This window comes from Leifsonia sp. Leaf336, from assembly GCF_001423695.1.
In the GTDB taxonomy this organism is placed as follows: Bacteria; Actinomycetota; Actinomycetes; order Actinomycetales; family Microbacteriaceae; genus Leifsonia.
Genome location: NZ_LMOZ01000001.1, coordinates 1716084 through 1730727, shown reverse-complemented (window position 1 = coordinate 1730727; position 14644 = coordinate 1716084). Strand labels below are relative to the sequence as shown.

The 14644-nt window shown below is 68.0% G+C and carries 13 protein-coding genes and 1 tRNA gene; 4 read left to right on the top strand and 10 right to left on the bottom strand.

Annotation, left to right across the window (positions count from 1 at the left end; genetic code table 11):
- The first annotated feature begins 579 nt into the window (after nt 1-579).
- Nucleotides 580-1530: a sialidase family protein gene (locus ASF88_RS08295; protein WP_055916271.1), complete on the top strand. Its 951-nt coding sequence runs from the start codon at nt 580-582 to the stop codon at nt 1528-1530.
- A gap of 177 nt (nt 1531-1707) precedes the next feature.
- On the opposite strand, the gene ASF88_RS08290 is transcribed toward ASF88_RS08295, so the two are convergent.
- Nucleotides 1708-2556 (bottom strand): alpha/beta fold hydrolase, encoded by an 849-nt coding sequence (locus tag ASF88_RS08290; RefSeq protein ID WP_235493336.1) that lies wholly within the window; start codon nt 2554-2556, stop codon nt 1708-1710.
- Between the two features lie 23 nt (nt 2557-2579).
- Nucleotides 2580-2891, bottom strand: coding sequence for a putative quinol monooxygenase (locus ASF88_RS08285; RefSeq protein WP_055916268.1), 312 nt, complete (start codon nt 2889-2891; stop codon nt 2580-2582).
- Nucleotides 2892-3153: 262 nt separating this feature from the next.
- Between ASF88_RS08285 and ASF88_RS08280 the strand changes: the two genes are divergently transcribed.
- Entirely contained in the window at nt 3154-5643 is a 2490-nt protein-coding gene (locus tag ASF88_RS08280) for a GH25 family lysozyme (protein ID WP_055916266.1), read from the top strand.
- 30 nt (nt 5644-5673) lie between these two features.
- On the opposite strand, the gene ASF88_RS08275 is transcribed toward ASF88_RS08280, so the two are convergent.
- On the bottom strand, nt 5674-6519 hold the full coding sequence (locus tag ASF88_RS08275) for a class II glutamine amidotransferase (protein WP_157498255.1): 846 nt from the start codon (nt 6517-6519) through the stop codon (nt 5674-5676).
- Between the two features lie 180 nt (nt 6520-6699).
- On the opposite strand from ASF88_RS08275, the gene ASF88_RS08270 reads away from it, so the two are divergent.
- The gene (locus ASF88_RS08270; RefSeq protein ID WP_055916262.1) at nt 6700-7350 is read left to right on the top strand and encodes a M23 family metallopeptidase; all 651 of its coding nucleotides are present in this window, start codon (nt 6700-6702) and stop codon (nt 7348-7350) included.
- Between the two features lie 20 nt (nt 7351-7370).
- On the opposite strand, the gene ASF88_RS08265 is transcribed toward ASF88_RS08270, so the two are convergent.
- The 7 genes from ASF88_RS08265 to ASF88_RS08235 form a co-directional block, all read right to left on the bottom strand.
- Nucleotides 7371-7892 (bottom strand): universal stress protein, encoded by a 522-nt coding sequence (locus ASF88_RS08265; protein ID WP_055916260.1) that lies wholly within the window; start codon nt 7890-7892, stop codon nt 7371-7373.
- A 34-nt stretch (nt 7893-7926) separates the two neighbouring features.
- Entirely contained in the window at nt 7927-8349 is a 423-nt protein-coding gene (locus tag ASF88_RS08260) for a VOC family protein (RefSeq protein WP_055916258.1), read from the bottom strand.
- A 77-nt stretch (nt 8350-8426) separates the two neighbouring features.
- Complete coding sequence (locus ASF88_RS08255; RefSeq protein ID WP_055916256.1) at nt 8427-8939, bottom strand: universal stress protein; 513 nt, start codon at nt 8937-8939, stop codon at nt 8427-8429.
- A 203-nt stretch (nt 8940-9142) separates the two neighbouring features.
- The gene (locus ASF88_RS08250; RefSeq protein ID WP_055916254.1) at nt 9143-10210 is read right to left on the bottom strand and encodes a zinc-ribbon domain-containing protein; all 1068 of its coding nucleotides are present in this window, start codon (nt 10208-10210) and stop codon (nt 9143-9145) included.
- 54 nt (nt 10211-10264) lie between these two features.
- Nucleotides 10265-11017 carry a 3-oxo-5-alpha-steroid 4-dehydrogenase gene (locus ASF88_RS08245; protein WP_055916252.1) on the bottom strand — a complete coding sequence of 251 codons (753 nt, stop codon included), beginning with the start codon at nt 11015-11017 and terminating at the stop codon, nt 10265-10267.
- 88 nt (nt 11018-11105) lie between these two features.
- A tRNA-Val gene (locus tag ASF88_RS08240) sits at nt 11106-11178 on the bottom strand.
- Nucleotides 11179-11222: 44 nt separating this feature from the next.
- Complete coding sequence (locus tag ASF88_RS08235) at nt 11223-11693, bottom strand: peroxiredoxin (protein WP_055916250.1); 471 nt, start codon at nt 11691-11693, stop codon at nt 11223-11225.
- A 214-nt stretch (nt 11694-11907) separates the two neighbouring features.
- Between ASF88_RS08235 and aceE the strand changes: the two genes are divergently transcribed.
- A complete protein-coding gene (gene aceE / locus ASF88_RS08230) occupies nt 11908-14634 on the top strand; it encodes a pyruvate dehydrogenase (acetyl-transferring), homodimeric type (RefSeq protein ID WP_055916248.1) in 2727 nt (908 codons plus the stop codon).
- Nucleotides 14635-14644: the final 10 nt, after the last annotated feature.

The following is a 14644-nucleotide window of genomic DNA, read 5'->3' as shown; positions in this document are numbered from 1 at the left end:
GGGCCGAATACGCCGCGGCTGAATACGCACCCTCACCACCCGAGGACGGCCCACTCCGAGGGACGTATCGTTTCGCGGCGAATGGCCATCATTAGTCGAGCTCCCATCCGCGAAGTTCCGCTTCGCGTCGAAGTTCATCTCGGGTTCGGCTCAGATCGATTTCCAGCTGTGCAAGTGCTTTGTGATTCACCCGCTCCCATCTCGGCCAAAGGTCCCAGAGTCTTCGGCCGAGAGGCGCGTCGTCGTCTAAAAGTTTGTGGCCGCCGAAGCGATATATCTCCTTGATGAGCGAGTCGGAGGGTTCGCCGAACGCCGTCCTCCCCCAGATCAAGACGTCGGTGCGCCAATGATCGTCGGGGCCGCCTGCTGCCATGGACTAACGATCTCACGGTGACTCTCCTCCGCGGGTCACGTGTCTACTACCTGACACGCCGCTCACGAATATGCACCCACACCACTCGTGGGCGGTGCGGTCTCGTTTCGATTCGGTCGCCTGACAGCAGACCGAGGGGCATAGTCTGCACTCATGGCCCTCGGCGTCCGCCGCGCTCCAACACCAGTGACCACTGAGGAGTGACCATGCCGATTGCAACGTTCGTCCCCCTTCCCGAGACGAGTCCCTTCGCTCCCGCGCTCGTCGCCGTCCCACCCGCGACCAGCATTCCCGCCTTCGTGCTGGCATGGACGGGGTCGGATGGACAGCACAAACTGAACATCAGCCGCTCCGACACGGGCGGGACGACCTGGGACAAGCAACTCCTGAGACCCAATGGTCCCTGGGAGGGCAGCAGCGCCGGTCCCGCCCTCGCGGTCCATCACGGTGTCGTGTTCGTGTGCTGGGCTGCGGCCGCCGATCAGCGACTGTGGTTCGCATCCTCCCCCGATTCGGGACGCACCTGGTCGACTAAGCAACCGGTAGCAGACGAGAGCAGCGACGGGGCGCCGGCCCTCGTGTCATACCTCGGCATGCTGGTCGTGGCGTGGAGGGGCACGGACGGAGCTGGCACACTCAATCTCGCGACCTCACCCGACGACGGCCGAACCTGGTCGAAAGTCGTCCTGCCGGAGTGGAGCATCGCCGGGCCGTCGCTCGCCCAGTATGCGAGCGGCGCTGGATTCTCCTACCTCTTCCTCGCGTTCACCGGCACCGACCATCAGATCCGCACGCGCTCATGCCAGCAAACCGATTTCGCCAGCTTCGGCCGACCAGTCGCGTCGGGCGAAGGCCAGACCCTTCACGAGACCAGTGATTCGGGCCCGGCGATCGCAGTCCTGGATGCGCACGAGGGCAAGGACGTCGTCGTCGCGGTCTCGTGGCGCGGGACTGGCGATGACCACATCCACGCCACGTACTCTTTGCAGGGTTTCTCACCCTACGGAAACAACACGAACGCCGCTGACACCCTCACCGAGACGAATCCTGCGATGATCACCTTCTCCCAATTCCCGGCGGAGGATGACCGGCTCGTCATGTCGTGGAGCGACCCCCGACAACGTCTGAACTTCGCCGCAGCGGATCGCATCATGTGACGGAGGCCAGCGATTGAGCCCAGCAGTCAGGTCGCACAGGATCAATCCCGCGACTCCAGCGCCTCGACGTAGCGGGCGACCTCTTGCCGCTCACCCGAAGCCGTCGCGGTTCACGGTCCTCGCGCCTGCTTGAGCGCGTCCCCGAGTGTGCGGGCCATTGACGCATGACCTCCACAATCAGTCGAGCGCCGACGAAATTCGACCTCCCGACGGGGCGATGGCATCAAGGACAGCTGACGCGTACCTGTCCGGCGCTTCCTCCCAGATGAAGTGGCCGCCGTCGATGAGCACGACGCGGCTGTTCGGGAGTCGCTCGTCCAAGTACTCCGCATTGGCCACAGGCACGACGCGGTCGCGGCTTCCGTTGATGATGGTCACCGGCACCGAGATACCCGGGAGCAGGTCGGCGAGCAGCGGCAGTTCCTCCGGGTAGCGGCGAACGTACCGCATGGACTCGACGAAGCGATCGCCGTCGTAACAAGCGAGGTAGTCGGCTCGGATGTTCTCCGGTATACCGCCGGCGACCGTGTCGGCGGCCGCATTGACGATCAGGTGAGGATCGATCGCGCGATATTTGTCGAGGTCGGGATCGAGTACCCACGACGCAAGCGGCTCGCCGAGCTGGATGGGAACGGCCGCACCGCCCGTACCGACGACTACCCCCGAGATCGACGACGGCTCCGATGCGGCCGCGAAGAGCGCGGCGGATGTGCCCACGTCCGGAGCGACGATGTACGGAGACTCCAGCTCAGCCTCATGGATGACGCGGAGGAGGAACTCCCCCATCGCGCGAGGCGACAGCAGGTCGTCTCGACGCTCAGACGCTCCGAACCCGGGTAGATCGATCGCGACCAGCCGCGCGCGCTCCGCCAACCGCTGCCAGACCCCGGTGAAAGCGAGAATGCTTTCCGGCCAGGGTGAGGTCAACAGGAGCGTCGGGCCCGTCGACCCCCGGGCTTCCGCAGTTCGTATGCGAAGCCCGTCCAGGGTGCGGAATCGCGTTTCCAGGCTGGCCGTGGTGGTCATCGCCATCCCCCTCTGGCTTCGGCTCAGTCGTCTTCCTCGTGCTTGACGGCCAGCAAATCGACCGTGTTCAGCTCAGGGTCCTTCGCCAGCAGACTCGGACCCACCTCGCCGAGAGCCGCCGGGATGGCGCCGTTCAGGTGCGCGTGCCGCGCATCCTCGTCGCCGAACGTGTCGAAGATGCCGAAATGCGTGTCGTCGATCTGAAAGGCGTACCACGTGCGGGTTCCCGGCTCCTGGTCGACCAGGGCTTTGCCCCCGATCAGGAATTCCTTCAGCTCCCCCGCTTTGTCGGGCTTCGCTTCGAGTAGCGCGAGTACGCCGACCTTGAGTTCCATGTGCTTCTCCCTGCCGGATCGGGACGTCCCGTCATCCGAAGGCGTCAGCCCGGACGATACCCCTCGGCCGGCGCACCTGCCATTCCTTGCTCGCGCATGGCTGCGCATAGGCTCCCTCGCGTGGCCCCCGTTTACGGCTCGCGAAATCGGGATCGGCTAGACTCCTCGTTCTAGTAGGTCGAACACACGCGGCCGCCTCCCGCGTCCAGCTCCGGCGTGACCTACCCTGAACCGGTAACCCCCAGATGATCGGATGCTCACTATGAGAATTGGCGCCCTTCTCGCCGGTGCGCTCGCGATCGCGCTCGTCAGTGCGGTTCCCGCGCAGGCGGCCACGGCCGACCCCTCGTCCACTCCCCTCTCCGCGACCGCTTCGCCCTCGCCGACATCGACTTCCCCGCAGTCGCCGAGCACCGAACCGGCACCGGCGCCGCTGGCCACGCCGACGCCGACGCCGACCGCGACGCCTGCTCCGACCGCCGGCACGACGACCTCCCCCGACGCCACGTCCGAACCCGACCCGAGTCTCGCCGAAATGAATGCGGCGAAGAACCACACGATGGGTTCGACGGTTGCCGCCGCGGAGGGCGGCGCGTCGCCTCAGACCCGGTCCTTCGCGGCGTCGCCGTCCGCGATAAGCGTCAGCGGTGTTTATGGGCAGGATGTCAGCGGCTGGCAGACGAACATCAATTGGGCTGCCCAGTGGGCAGCGGGTTCGCGTTTCGCTTATGTGAAGGCTTCAGAAGGCACCTACTACACGAGCAGCCAGTTCACCTCGCAATACAACGGCGCCTACAGCGCCGGAATGATCCGTGGCGCGTATCACTTCGCGACCCCGAACACCACCGACGGCGCCACCCAGGCGCGGTTCTTCTACCAGAACGGTGGCGGCTGGTCGCCCGACGGCCGCACGCTCCCGCCCCTGCTCGACATCGAATACGGCACCGACGGGACCGGCACGTGCTGGGGGATGTCTCAGGGGGCGATGGTCCAGTGGATCTCCGCCTTCGTGTCGACGTTGCGCTCGCTCACCGGAGTGAACCCGGTGATCTATTCGACGGCGAACTGGTGGAACACGTGCACCGGTTCCAACAGCACGTTCGGAGCCTATCCCCTGTTCGTTGCGCGCTACGGCACGACGACGCCCGGTGCTCTCGCCGCCGGCTGGTCGAACTGGACGATCTGGCAGTTCGCGGACGCCGGGGCGTTCGCCGGCGACCAGGACATCTTCAACGGAACGCAAGCGCAGCTCACGCAGCTGGCACTCGGCTCCCCGGGCCCGACCGCGATCGCTCAGAAGTACGCGGCGGTGGGCGGGGCTTCCGGAGCGCTCGGCCCAGCGATCAGCTCCGTGCTGTGGATCAACCAGAACGGGGGCGGTTTCGGGCAGGCGTTCGCGAATGGGTCCATCTACTGGAGCGCAGCCAGCGGCGCGCACGTCGTGCTCGCCGGGGCGCTCCGCGACTTCTACTTCGGCCAGAGCGGCGCAGCCGGCGTCTATGGATGGCCCCTCAGCGACACGGCTCCGCTCGCCTCCAATGGAGGCGGTTACCAGCAGGCCTTCAGCGTCGGGGCGATCTACTCCTCGCCTGCGGGAACCTATTTCGTGGGAGGGGCCACACGCGAGGGGTTCTTCTCGCGCGGCGGAGCAGCCGGAGACCTCGGATGGCCGACGGCCCCCCTGACGTGCCCGTTCGCCAACGGCGGCTGTTCGCAACCCTTCCAGTACGGCCTGATCTACAACACGGCGGGCGGAGTCTGGTACATCGTGCAGGGATCCCTCTACACGGCATGGACCGCGGCCGGTTCGTTCTCAGGGTGGGGCTACCCCACGAGCAATCTCGTCACGATGTCGACCGTGAGCGGCGCCGGCACCGGCCAAGCCTTCAGCATCGCCTCCGTCTATGCCAAGTCGGGCTCGAGCCTGTACGCCGTCTCCGGAGCCGTCCGCGACTTCTACTTCGCGAAGGGTGGCGCGAACGGAGACCTCGGCTGGCCGGCCGGCGCGCAGACCTGCAGCAGCGACAGCTCGTCGTGCTCCCAGCTGTTCACCGGCGGGACGGTTTCGTGGGCTGCGGCGCGCGGGGCGGCCGTGACCTCGCCGCAGATCGATGCCGCGTACGCGGCGGCGGGCGGTGCTACCGGCTCGCTCGGACCGGCGACCAGCGCGCTGATCTGGATTCCGCAGAACGGAGGAGGACTCGGCAAGGCGTATACGAACGGATCGATCTACTGGACGGTGAACACCGGCGCGTTCCCCGTCTCCGGCGGTATCCGCACCGCCTACTTCGGCGCTTCCGGCTCAGCCGGCCCGCTGGGGTGGCCGACTGCCGCTCCGGTCTGCACCTACCGAGGAAGCGGCTGTTCTCAAGCCTTCCAGAACTCCTCCTTGATCGCCGGCCGGGCGTCCTCGGGGTACTACACGGTGACGGGCGCATATGTGCCCGCACTGACTGCGGCGGGAGGGCTTTCGGGAGCTCTGGGACTGCCCACTACCTCCGTGCTGACCATCAGCGCCAACGGCGGTGGCACGGGCCAGGTCTTCGACGGCGGCTCGATCTACTCCAGCGCGAAAGGCGCCTTCGCGGTGAGTGGCGGGATCCGTGACTTCTACTTCACGAAGGGCGGCTCTGCAGGCGTGCTCAGTTGGCCGACTTCGGTCGGATCGTGCAGCGGCGGTACCTGCACTCAGAAGTTCGCAGGTGGGACGGTCTCCTGGACGGCAGCAGGCGGGGGTGTGATCCTCCCCTGACCCGAGCTCCCGGGCGAGCTGGCCCTGACCTCAATCGTCGTCGGAGGCCAGGAACGCCTCGTGGTGATAGCCGTCGTCGTTCAGGATCGCGACCGTGGACTCCTCGACCTCGACGAACGCACCCGGGATGTCGTTGAGCGGCTCCGACACCACGACTTTGGCCTTATCGCCGAACACCTCCAACCGTGCGGCATCGGGGTACATCTCGCGGAGCTCCGGGATGGCGACCGAGTGGTACAGACTCCGGCTGCGGTGCGCGGTCGAATAGCGGAACGCCCACAGCGTCGCACCATCGGACAGTGCCAGCGTTCCCTGCATCGGGAAGCGGATGCCCTTCGCCTTGCCGACCTCCTCGACACGGCGGACGGCCTTGCCCACCGCCCCGATCGGGTCGTCCTGGAGGCCCAAGGTCAGTGCCAGGTAGAAGAACACCTCCGAATCGGTGGTGCCGTGGATCAGCGGGAACAATGACTCGTCCACAGAGAACGCCAGGTCGCGCTTCATCTGGGTGAAGCCGTCGAGGAAGCCGTTGTGCATGAACATCCAGTTCTCGTACCGGAAGGGATGGCAGTTCGTCTGCTGGATCGGCGGGCCGCCTGCCGCCCGCACGTGACCGAAGAACAACGGGCTGGCGATCGAGTTCGTCAGCTCCCGCAGGTTCTCGTCGTGCCAGGCCGGCTCGATCGAATGGAACAGCGCGGGAACACTCCCCGCCTTCGAACCCTCGGGATACCAGCCGAACCCGAAGCCGTCGCCGTTCACGGTCTCCGCGCCCAGCGGCGAGTTCAGGGACTGGGCGACGAGTGAATGCTGAGCGTCCAGGATCAGGACGGCAGGCTTGAGCGCCTCCCCCGAGTATGCGAGCCATCGACACATGACGTCCACCTCTCCGGACCGATCGGCTCGATCCGCGAGCACCATAACCCCCGGACCACTCCCCTGGGAATGGCCGGCGCCGACGCTCGCCCAGGATTCACTCAAGGTGATATGTCACACTTGGAGTGCGGAATACCCGTTCCGCATCCCACCCCTCTCAAAACGAAACGAGGCCGGCCCGTGCTCCGATTCACACCCTTCGCTCACACGTTCACCGCGACCGGACTGGTCCTCGGGCTCGCGGCCACCTCAACGCTGATGGTCTCGGTGACGCCGGCCACGGGCCTGGAGCGCTCCGCTTCGATGACCACCGTGCCCATGGCCGCAGCGCAGGAGCTCACCGTGGGTGCGATCGCGGATGTGTCCATCTTCGGTGTCGCGCGCGACGAGTGGGGCGTCGTCGTCCCGCCCGTCGTCGTCTGGCCGGTGGCAGGCGCCGCCATCTCGGACGACTTCGGGCACCGGGAGGCCCCGACCGAGGGGGCGTCGACGGAGCATCCGGGCGTCGACTTCGCGGCCCACGAAGGCACTACGGTGCGCACCGCGGCGACCGGAGTCGTCAGCGCCGTTGTGGCGCAGGACCACGGAGGCTGCGGCGTGAACATCGCCATCGACCACGTCGTACGCGGCCAGCACGTCACCACGCACTACTGCCACCTGGCGGGAGGCTCGGTCCGGGTCAGCCCCGGCCAGGCCGTCGTCGTCGGCGAGGCGATCGCCGCAGTCGGCAGCACCGGGATCTCGACGGGCGCGCACCTCCACTTCGAGGTCCGACCCGGCGGCGGCGCGCCGATCGACCCGTTGACCTGGCTCGGCGCCCTCGTGGCCTGAGACCGGCATCGGCCACTGCATCACCGTGGCGGCGCGAGTCGATCCCCCGTGACGTCGTGCGTGGGGACGACGACCACCGGGCGCGCCTGGTCGTGGGTGAGATGCGCGGCGACAGACCCGCCGAGCCACTCCTCGAGCGCCCGCTCGACGCCCCTCCCCCGCGTTCCGACCACGAGGAGGCGGGCGTCGAGCTCGGCCGCCAACCTGTTGAGGGCCTTTCCCGGGTCGCCGGCGAGGATGCGAAGGATCCACGGAGACGGTGTTCCGTCGACGCCCGCCGACCCGAGCGCCGCTCCGATGGAGGCCGCCAGCTCGAGCGCGATGTTCTCCTCCTCGGACGCCACATCGACGGGATGCAGGGACGCGGCCTCGCGCACGTCGGCGCGATCCCATTCCGTGAGGTAGCTGTCCTCGGTCACATACGCGCAGACCAGGGGGCGCTCGAGCGCTGCGGCAAGCCGCGCCGCCTCCCGCACCACCGCCGCGGACTGATCGGGATGCACGCCGACGATCACGGCGCCGCGTGTCGCCTCATCGCTCATGACGGTCGGACCGCGCTCGGTCTCGGCGCCGGTCTCAGGCCGACGGTCCGGAACCGGCGATGTTCACCAGCCACTGCACACCGAAGCGGTCGACGAGCATGCCGAAGCTGTCGCCCCACGGGGCTTTGGCGAGCGGTTCGAGGACCGTTCCTCCATCGATGAGCTTCTCGTAGTAGCCCGAGAGCTGCGCCTCGTCGTCCCCGCTCAGCGAGATCGAGATCTGCGTTCCCTCCTTCAGCTCCATGTGGGCGGGAACGTCCGCCGCCATCAGCGTGAAGCCGGCGTCCGTCGTCAGCTGGGAGTGCATGATGAGGTCGGCGTCCGACGGGTCCTGGCTCATGCCGAACTCCGCGAACGTGCTCTGCTGCAGGGTGCCGCCGAAGACCGACTGGTAGAAGTCCATCGCCTCGCGGGCCTGAGAGCGGAAATTGATGTACGGGTTGAGGATCGATGCCATCGTGGGATCTCCTTCGTGCGGACGCGGAGCGCGTCGCTCACCCACAGGCTACCCAGCGGGCCGCTGGAGCGGGAGTGTCAGCCCGCCGATTCCGCCTCCAGCGCCGGCGTCTCGAGGAGGCCGCGGTCGGGTCCCCGGTGATGGCCGGGGTCGGGGATGACGAGCAACGGACGCAACTGATCGTGTGCGAGCCTGGTCGAAACCGAACCACTCGTGAAGTGTTCGAGCATGCGGTCGAACCCCCGCCTCCTGCCGCCGACGACGATGAGACGCGCCTCGGTCGCGTGCGCGAGCTCGGCGAGCTCGTCGGCGACGTCGCCGGACAGTACGCGGACCCTCCACTGCGGGCGCGGCTGGATGGCGTCCAGCGCCGCGCGGATCGCGTCGATCAGATCGGAGGCGAGATCCTTCTCGGACGAGCCGTCGTCGAAGTCCGCTGTCACTTCGAAGTGCTCCGGACGATCCCAGCCCGTCGCGACCACGTCGGCCGCGACGTACGCGCAGACGAGTTCCCGACCCAGCTCGACGGCGACCCGCGCGCTGTGCAGGAGGACGTCGATCGGCTGACCGAGGTGGACCCCGACGATCACGGGCCCGGAATCAGGGAGCGGCGGGTGCGTCGTATGCGTCGCGTCTGTCGAGGAATCGCGGTCACCGGTCGGCTCAGCGGGACGGGGATGGGACACAGGCCCTCCTGGGGATCGTGGAGCCGTCAGCGACGACGCCCGGGGTTCGATGCCGAAACAGTAGACCGCGGCGCCCCGGGTTGCGGCTCGCTGTCGCGCCGCGGCGGTCAGCGGCGGTAGGCGTCCACGATCAAATCACCCCTGATCTCCCCCAGCGCCGAAAGGAGGCGGTCGACGACCGCATCGGTGACGCTCGACGCCTCGACGTCGTAGGGACCGAGCAACAGCAGGGGGCGGCAGCGCACGCGCACGACCTCCCAGCCCACGGCGCGTAGCAGGCGGTCTTTGCGGCGATCGGAGGCCTCCCTCGGGCCGACGTGCTCGAGACCATGCCGGCCGATGGTGTCGTATTCGATCGCGACTCGCAGTTCGGGGATCACGATGTCGGGCCAGACCTCCAGCTGGTCGTGGAACGGCCGCGCCACCCGCACAGCGTTGCACTCGAGGTCGACCACGAGTCTCTCGGCGATCCGCCGGCGGAGCTCCGGCTCCGCGGCCGACGCCGGCCGTGGAGCCCGCTCGCTCCGGAACGCCTCGCCGACCGCGACCCGGGCTGCTCCCCCGCGGGCGTTGCGGCACACGGGACACCGCCGGCCCCCGAGGATGCTTTCGACCGTGGCCGTGTAGACGCGGTGGCCCTCCGGGCACTGCCACGAATAGCGGGTGGCGGTGCCGTTCTCGTGCGAGAGCGGTGCACGCGACGCCGGTGTCGCGAGGGCGATCAGTTGCTCCCGGTTCATCGACGTGCGGTCGAGCCGCCGGCACAAGTAGCAGCGGTCGTCGTCCGGGTCGTTCTCGATGCGCCGCGGATCGCGGGCGTGGCCGCACGGGTGGAGGCCCGCATCGGGCTCCGGGGAACGGACGCGCGACGGGACGGCGAGCTCGGCGCACCACGGACACCAGGCGGAGCGCCGCCGCGTGCCGCCCGGGCGCGACCGCTGCTCCTGCGGCGTGGCGATGAAGCGGTGTCCCGCGTCGCACTCCCACTGCACGTAGACGTCGGCCGCGGGCGGGATCTGGCTGAGGACGACACCGGCGTTCAACTCCGGATGGAACTGGCGCACGAGCGCGGGATAGCGCTGCCAGTCGGCCCGATAGGTGCCGACAGGGTATGGCACGGTCAGCGCCTTGGACCACTGGCGCCGCGCCCACCACTGTGCGACGTTCTCGGTCACCTCGCCCCGTCCTTCACCTCACCACCGTACGAGCGGCCGCCGACACCGCGCACCTCACAGGACGAACGGGATGAGCGCGCGGCGTTCGACCGGGTAGTCGGCGAACGTCTCGTGGTACCAGCGGTGGTTCGCCATCGCCCGCGGCGCCAGGTTCGCGGTCGTGTAGAGGGCGAACGCCAGTCCGGCGAGCGACCACGTGGCGATCGCCCAGCCGAACCACTCGACGATCTCGCCGAGGTAGTTGGGGCTCGAGACGAAACGGAAGCCGCCACCCCCGGGAACCCGGTACCCGGAGCCGCTGCGCCGGAGTCCGCGCAGGATGCGATCGGAGCCCAGATTGAGCGCGTATCCGGCCACGAACACGGCGACGCCGAGCCAGAACCGTGGATCGGCGAGCCAGCTCGTGTGGTAGTCGCCGTACTCCGAGACCCAGCGGGCGTTGACCCACGCGTTGAGCAGGTTGAACAGGATCGCGAGCAGCATCACCAGCACCGGCATCCGCGAGCCCGAGCGCATGAGGAAGGGATACACGAAGGCCCGCTGCACGTAGTGCGCCTGCCAGAGCAGCAGGAACAGCACGGGGACGAGCTCGGCGCGGTGCGAGCCGAGCAGATAGAAGGCCAGGAAGGCCAGGCTCGCCGGAGCCTCCATGACGATCCAGCCGACCCGTGCCGGAACAGTCGGCCCCCAGCCGGCGCGGCCGTGCCGGCCGCCGTACGGAGCCACGATGAACTGCAGTGCGACGAACGTGACGGCGGCCAGGGCGAACTCGGCGCCGACGAACCACCAGTACGCACCCTCCGACATGTGCGGGAGTCTAGTGCGGCGCCGGCGTCTCAGTATGAAGTGGGCCCTACCTCCGGCGCTCTATCGAACGAACGAAGCGGTATAGAAGTGGGCCCTACCGGGATCGAACCGATGACATCCACGGTGTAAACGTGGCGCTCTACCAGCTGAGCTAAAGGCCCGTGCGACTCCACCCTAGCGGGTGGGCAGGGCGACCGGCGCCCGGTCAGACGTGTGCGGGAAGCAGTTCCAGCGCGGCGCGGTACGCCTCGATCGAGCGGGCCTCCCCCGGCGCGGTGATGAACGACGCGCGGATGATGCCGGTCTCGTCGATCAGGAACGTCGCGCGGTTCGCGAGGCCCTTCTCCGGGAGGAAGACGCCGTACTCCTTGGCGGTCTCGCCGTGCGGCCAGAAGTCGGCCAGGAGGCTGAAGTCGTAGCCCTCCTGCTCGGCCCAGGCCCGCAGCGTGTACTTGGAGTCCACGGAGATCGCCAGCACCTCGACGCGGTGGTCCTGGAACATCGCCAGGTTGTCGCGCAGCGCGCACAGCTCGCCCGTGCACGTGCCCGAGAAGGCGAGCGGGAAGAAGACGAGCGCGACGGCCTTGGAGCCGCGGAAGTCGCTGAGCCGGACCGAGCGGCCGTGCTGGTCGAGCAGTTCGAAGTCGGGAGCCTGGGTGTCGTTCTCCAGAGCCATGACGGTGTCCTTTCACGCGCTCCGGGGACGATTCCACCCGGCCGGCGCACGAGCACACAGCATAGACCCGGTTACCGAAAGCGCCAACCCGCGGGCGGTCACCGGTGCTCCCGAGTTGCGGCTAGGCTGAACGATGGTGCCCGCGGATTTGTCGTGACCCGACAAGCGGATGCGCGCCTTCCACGATCCGTCCGACACAAGAAAGAGGTCGAGGGTGACTGTAAACGACCAGGACCCGTATTCGGTGAATAACATCGACTCGGACCCCGAGGAGACCGCCGAATGGCGCGAATCCCTCGATGCACTGGTTGCGGCACACGGCCATGAGCGCGCTCGCGAGATCATGCTGAGCCTGCTGAAGCGCTCGAAGGAGCTGCACCTCGGCGTGCCGATGGTGCCGACCACCGACTACATCAACACCATCTCCCCCGAGAACGAGCCGGAGTTCCCGGGCGACGAGGAGATCGAGCGCCGCTACCGGGCGTGGATCCGCTGGAACGCGGCCGTCCTCGTGCACCGCGCTCAGCGACCCGGCATCGCCGTCGGCGGCCACATCTCGACCTACGCGTCGAGCGCCGCCCTCTACGAGGTCGGCTTCAACCACTTCTTCCGCGGCCAGGACCACCCGGGCGGCGGCGACCAGATCTTCATCCAGGGCCACGCCTCCCCCGGCACCTACGCCCGCGCCTTCCTCGAGGGCCGGCTCAGCGCCGACCAGCTCGACGGCTTCCGTCAGGAGAAGTCGCACGCGGGCGGCGGCCTGTCGTCGTACCCGCACCCGCGGCTCATGCCCGAGTTCTGGCAGTTCCCGACGGTGTCGATGGGCCTCGGCCCGATCAACGCCATCTACCAGGCGCAGCTCAACAAGTACCTCACCAACCGCGGCATCAAGGACGCCTCCGACCAGCACGTCTGGGCCTTCCTCGGCGACGGCGAGATGGACGAGGTCGAGTCGCGCGGTCAGCTGCAGGTCGCGGCCAACGAGAAGCTCGACAACCTCACCTTCGTCATCAACGCGAACCTCCAGCGCCTCGACGGCCCGGTGCGCGGCAACGGCAAGATCATCCAGGAGCTGGAGAGCTACTTCCGGGGTGCCGGCTGGAACGTCATCAAGGTCATCTGGGGCCGCGAGTGGGACGACCTCCTCGCCCGCGATGCCGACGGCGCCCTGGTCAACCTGATGAACCAGACGCCCGACGGCGACTACCAGACCTACAAGACCGAGAACGGCGCCTACGTGCGCGAGAACTTCTTCGGTCGCGACCCGCGCACGCTCGAGCTGGTCAAGGACTACACCGACGACGAGGTCTGGAACCTCAAGCGCGGCGGCCACGACTACCGCAAGGTCTACGCGGCCTTCAAGGCGGCCGTGGAGCACAAGGGCCAGCCCACCGTCATCATCGCGAAGACCATCAAGGGCTACGGCCTCGGTCCGTCGTTCGAGGGCCGCAACGCGACCCACCAGATGAAGAAGATGACGCTGGACAACCTCAAGACGTTCCGCGACGCGATGCGCATCCCGATCACGGACGCGCAGCTCGAAGAGAACCCGTACCTGCCGCCCTACTACAACCCGGGGCCGCAGGACGAGGCGATCGAGTACCTCCACGAGCGCCGTGCGGCGCTGGGCGGTTACGTGCCGGAGCGCCGCGTCAAGTACACGCAGCTGAACCTGCCGGACGACTCGGCCTACGCCATCGCCAAGAAGGGCTCCGGCACGCAGGAGATCGCCACCACGATGGCGTTCGTCCGCCTGTTGAAGGACCTCCTGCGCGCGAAGGACTTCGGTCACCGCATCGTCCCGATCATCCCGGACGAGGCCCGAACCTTCGGTATGGATGCGTTCTTCCCGAACGCGAAGATCTACAACCCGAACGGCCAGCACTACACGTCGGTCGACCGCGAGCTCCTCCTGGCCTACAAGGAGAGCCCTCAGGGCCAGATCATCCACGTCGGCATCAACGAGGCGGGCGCCCTCGCGGCGTTCACCAACGTCGGAACGTCGTACTCGACGCAGGGCGAGCCGCTCATCCCGGTCTACGTCTTCTACTCGATGTTCGGCTTCCAGCGCACGGGCGACGCCATGTGGGCCGCCGGCGACCAGATGGCGCGCGGATTCATGATCGGCGCGACCGCCGGCCGCACCACGCTGACCGGTGAGGGCCTGCAGCACGCCGACGGCCACTCGCTCGTGCTCTCGAACACGAACCCGGCCGTCGTCTCGTACGACCCGGCCTACGGCTACGAGATCGGGCACATCGTGCGCTCCGGCCTCGAGCGGATGTACGGCGACAGCCACCCCGACCCCAACGTCATGTACTACCTGACCGTCTACAACGAGCCGATCGTGCAGCCCGCCGAGCCGGAGGGCGTGGACGTGGACGGCATCGTCCGCGGCATCTACAAGCTCCGCGACGGTCAGGCCGAGGGGCCCAAGGCCCAGCTGCTCGCCTCGGGCGTCTCGGTGCCGTGGGCGCTCGAAGCGCAGCACCTGCTCGCGCAGGACTGGGGCGTGTCCGCCGACGTCTGGAGCGTCACCTCGTGGGGCGAGCTGCGCCGCGACGGCCTCAAGGCGGAGGAGCACAACTTCCTCTACCCGCAGCAGGAGAAGCAGGTGCCGTACGTCACCCGCAAGCTGCAGGGCGCCGAGGGCCCGTTCGTCGCCGTGACCGACTACATGCACGCCGTTCCCGACCAGATCCGCCAGTTCGTCCCGGGCGAGTACGCCACGCTCGGCGCCGACGACTTCGGTTTCTCGGACACCCGCGCGGCTGCACGCCGGTTCTTCAAGATCGACGGCCCGTCGATGGTCGTCCGCACTCTGGAGCTGCTCGCGGCCCAGGGCAAGGTCGACCCGAACGCGCCGGCCTGGGCGATCGAGAAGTACCTGCTGCACGACGTGAACGCCGGCACCACCGGCACCGCGGGCGGCGAGTCGTAGACCGCGGGCC

Excerpts from the sequence above, each read along its gene's own strand:
- ASF88_RS08295 (WP_055916271.1), top strand. The coding sequence starts at position 580 with ATGCCGATTGCAACGTTCGTCCCCCTTCCCGAGACGAGTCCCTTCGCT.
- ASF88_RS08290 (WP_235493336.1), bottom strand. The coding sequence starts at position 2,556 with ATGACCACCACGGCCAGCCTGGAAACGCGATTCCGCACCCTGGACGGG.
- ASF88_RS08285 (WP_055916268.1), bottom strand. The coding sequence starts at position 2,891 with ATGGAACTCAAGGTCGGCGTACTCGCGCTACTCGAAGCGAAGCCCGAC.
- ASF88_RS08280 (WP_055916266.1), top strand. The coding sequence starts at position 3,154 with ATGAGAATTGGCGCCCTTCTCGCCGGTGCGCTCGCGATCGCGCTCGTC.
- ASF88_RS08275 (WP_157498255.1), bottom strand. The coding sequence starts at position 6,519 with ATGTGTCGATGGCTCGCATACTCGGGGGAGGCGCTCAAGCCTGCCGTC.
- ASF88_RS08265 (WP_055916260.1), bottom strand. The coding sequence starts at position 7,892 with ATGAGCGATGAGGCGACACGCGGCGCCGTGATCGTCGGCGTGCATCCC.
- ASF88_RS08260 (WP_055916258.1), bottom strand. The coding sequence starts at position 8,349 with ATGGCATCGATCCTCAACCCGTACATCAATTTCCGCTCTCAGGCCCGC.
- ASF88_RS08245 (WP_055916252.1), bottom strand. The coding sequence starts at position 11,017 with ATGTCGGAGGGTGCGTACTGGTGGTTCGTCGGCGCCGAGTTCGCCCTG.
- ASF88_RS08235 (WP_055916250.1), bottom strand. The coding sequence starts at position 11,693 with ATGGCTCTGGAGAACGACACCCAGGCTCCCGACTTCGAACTGCTCGAC.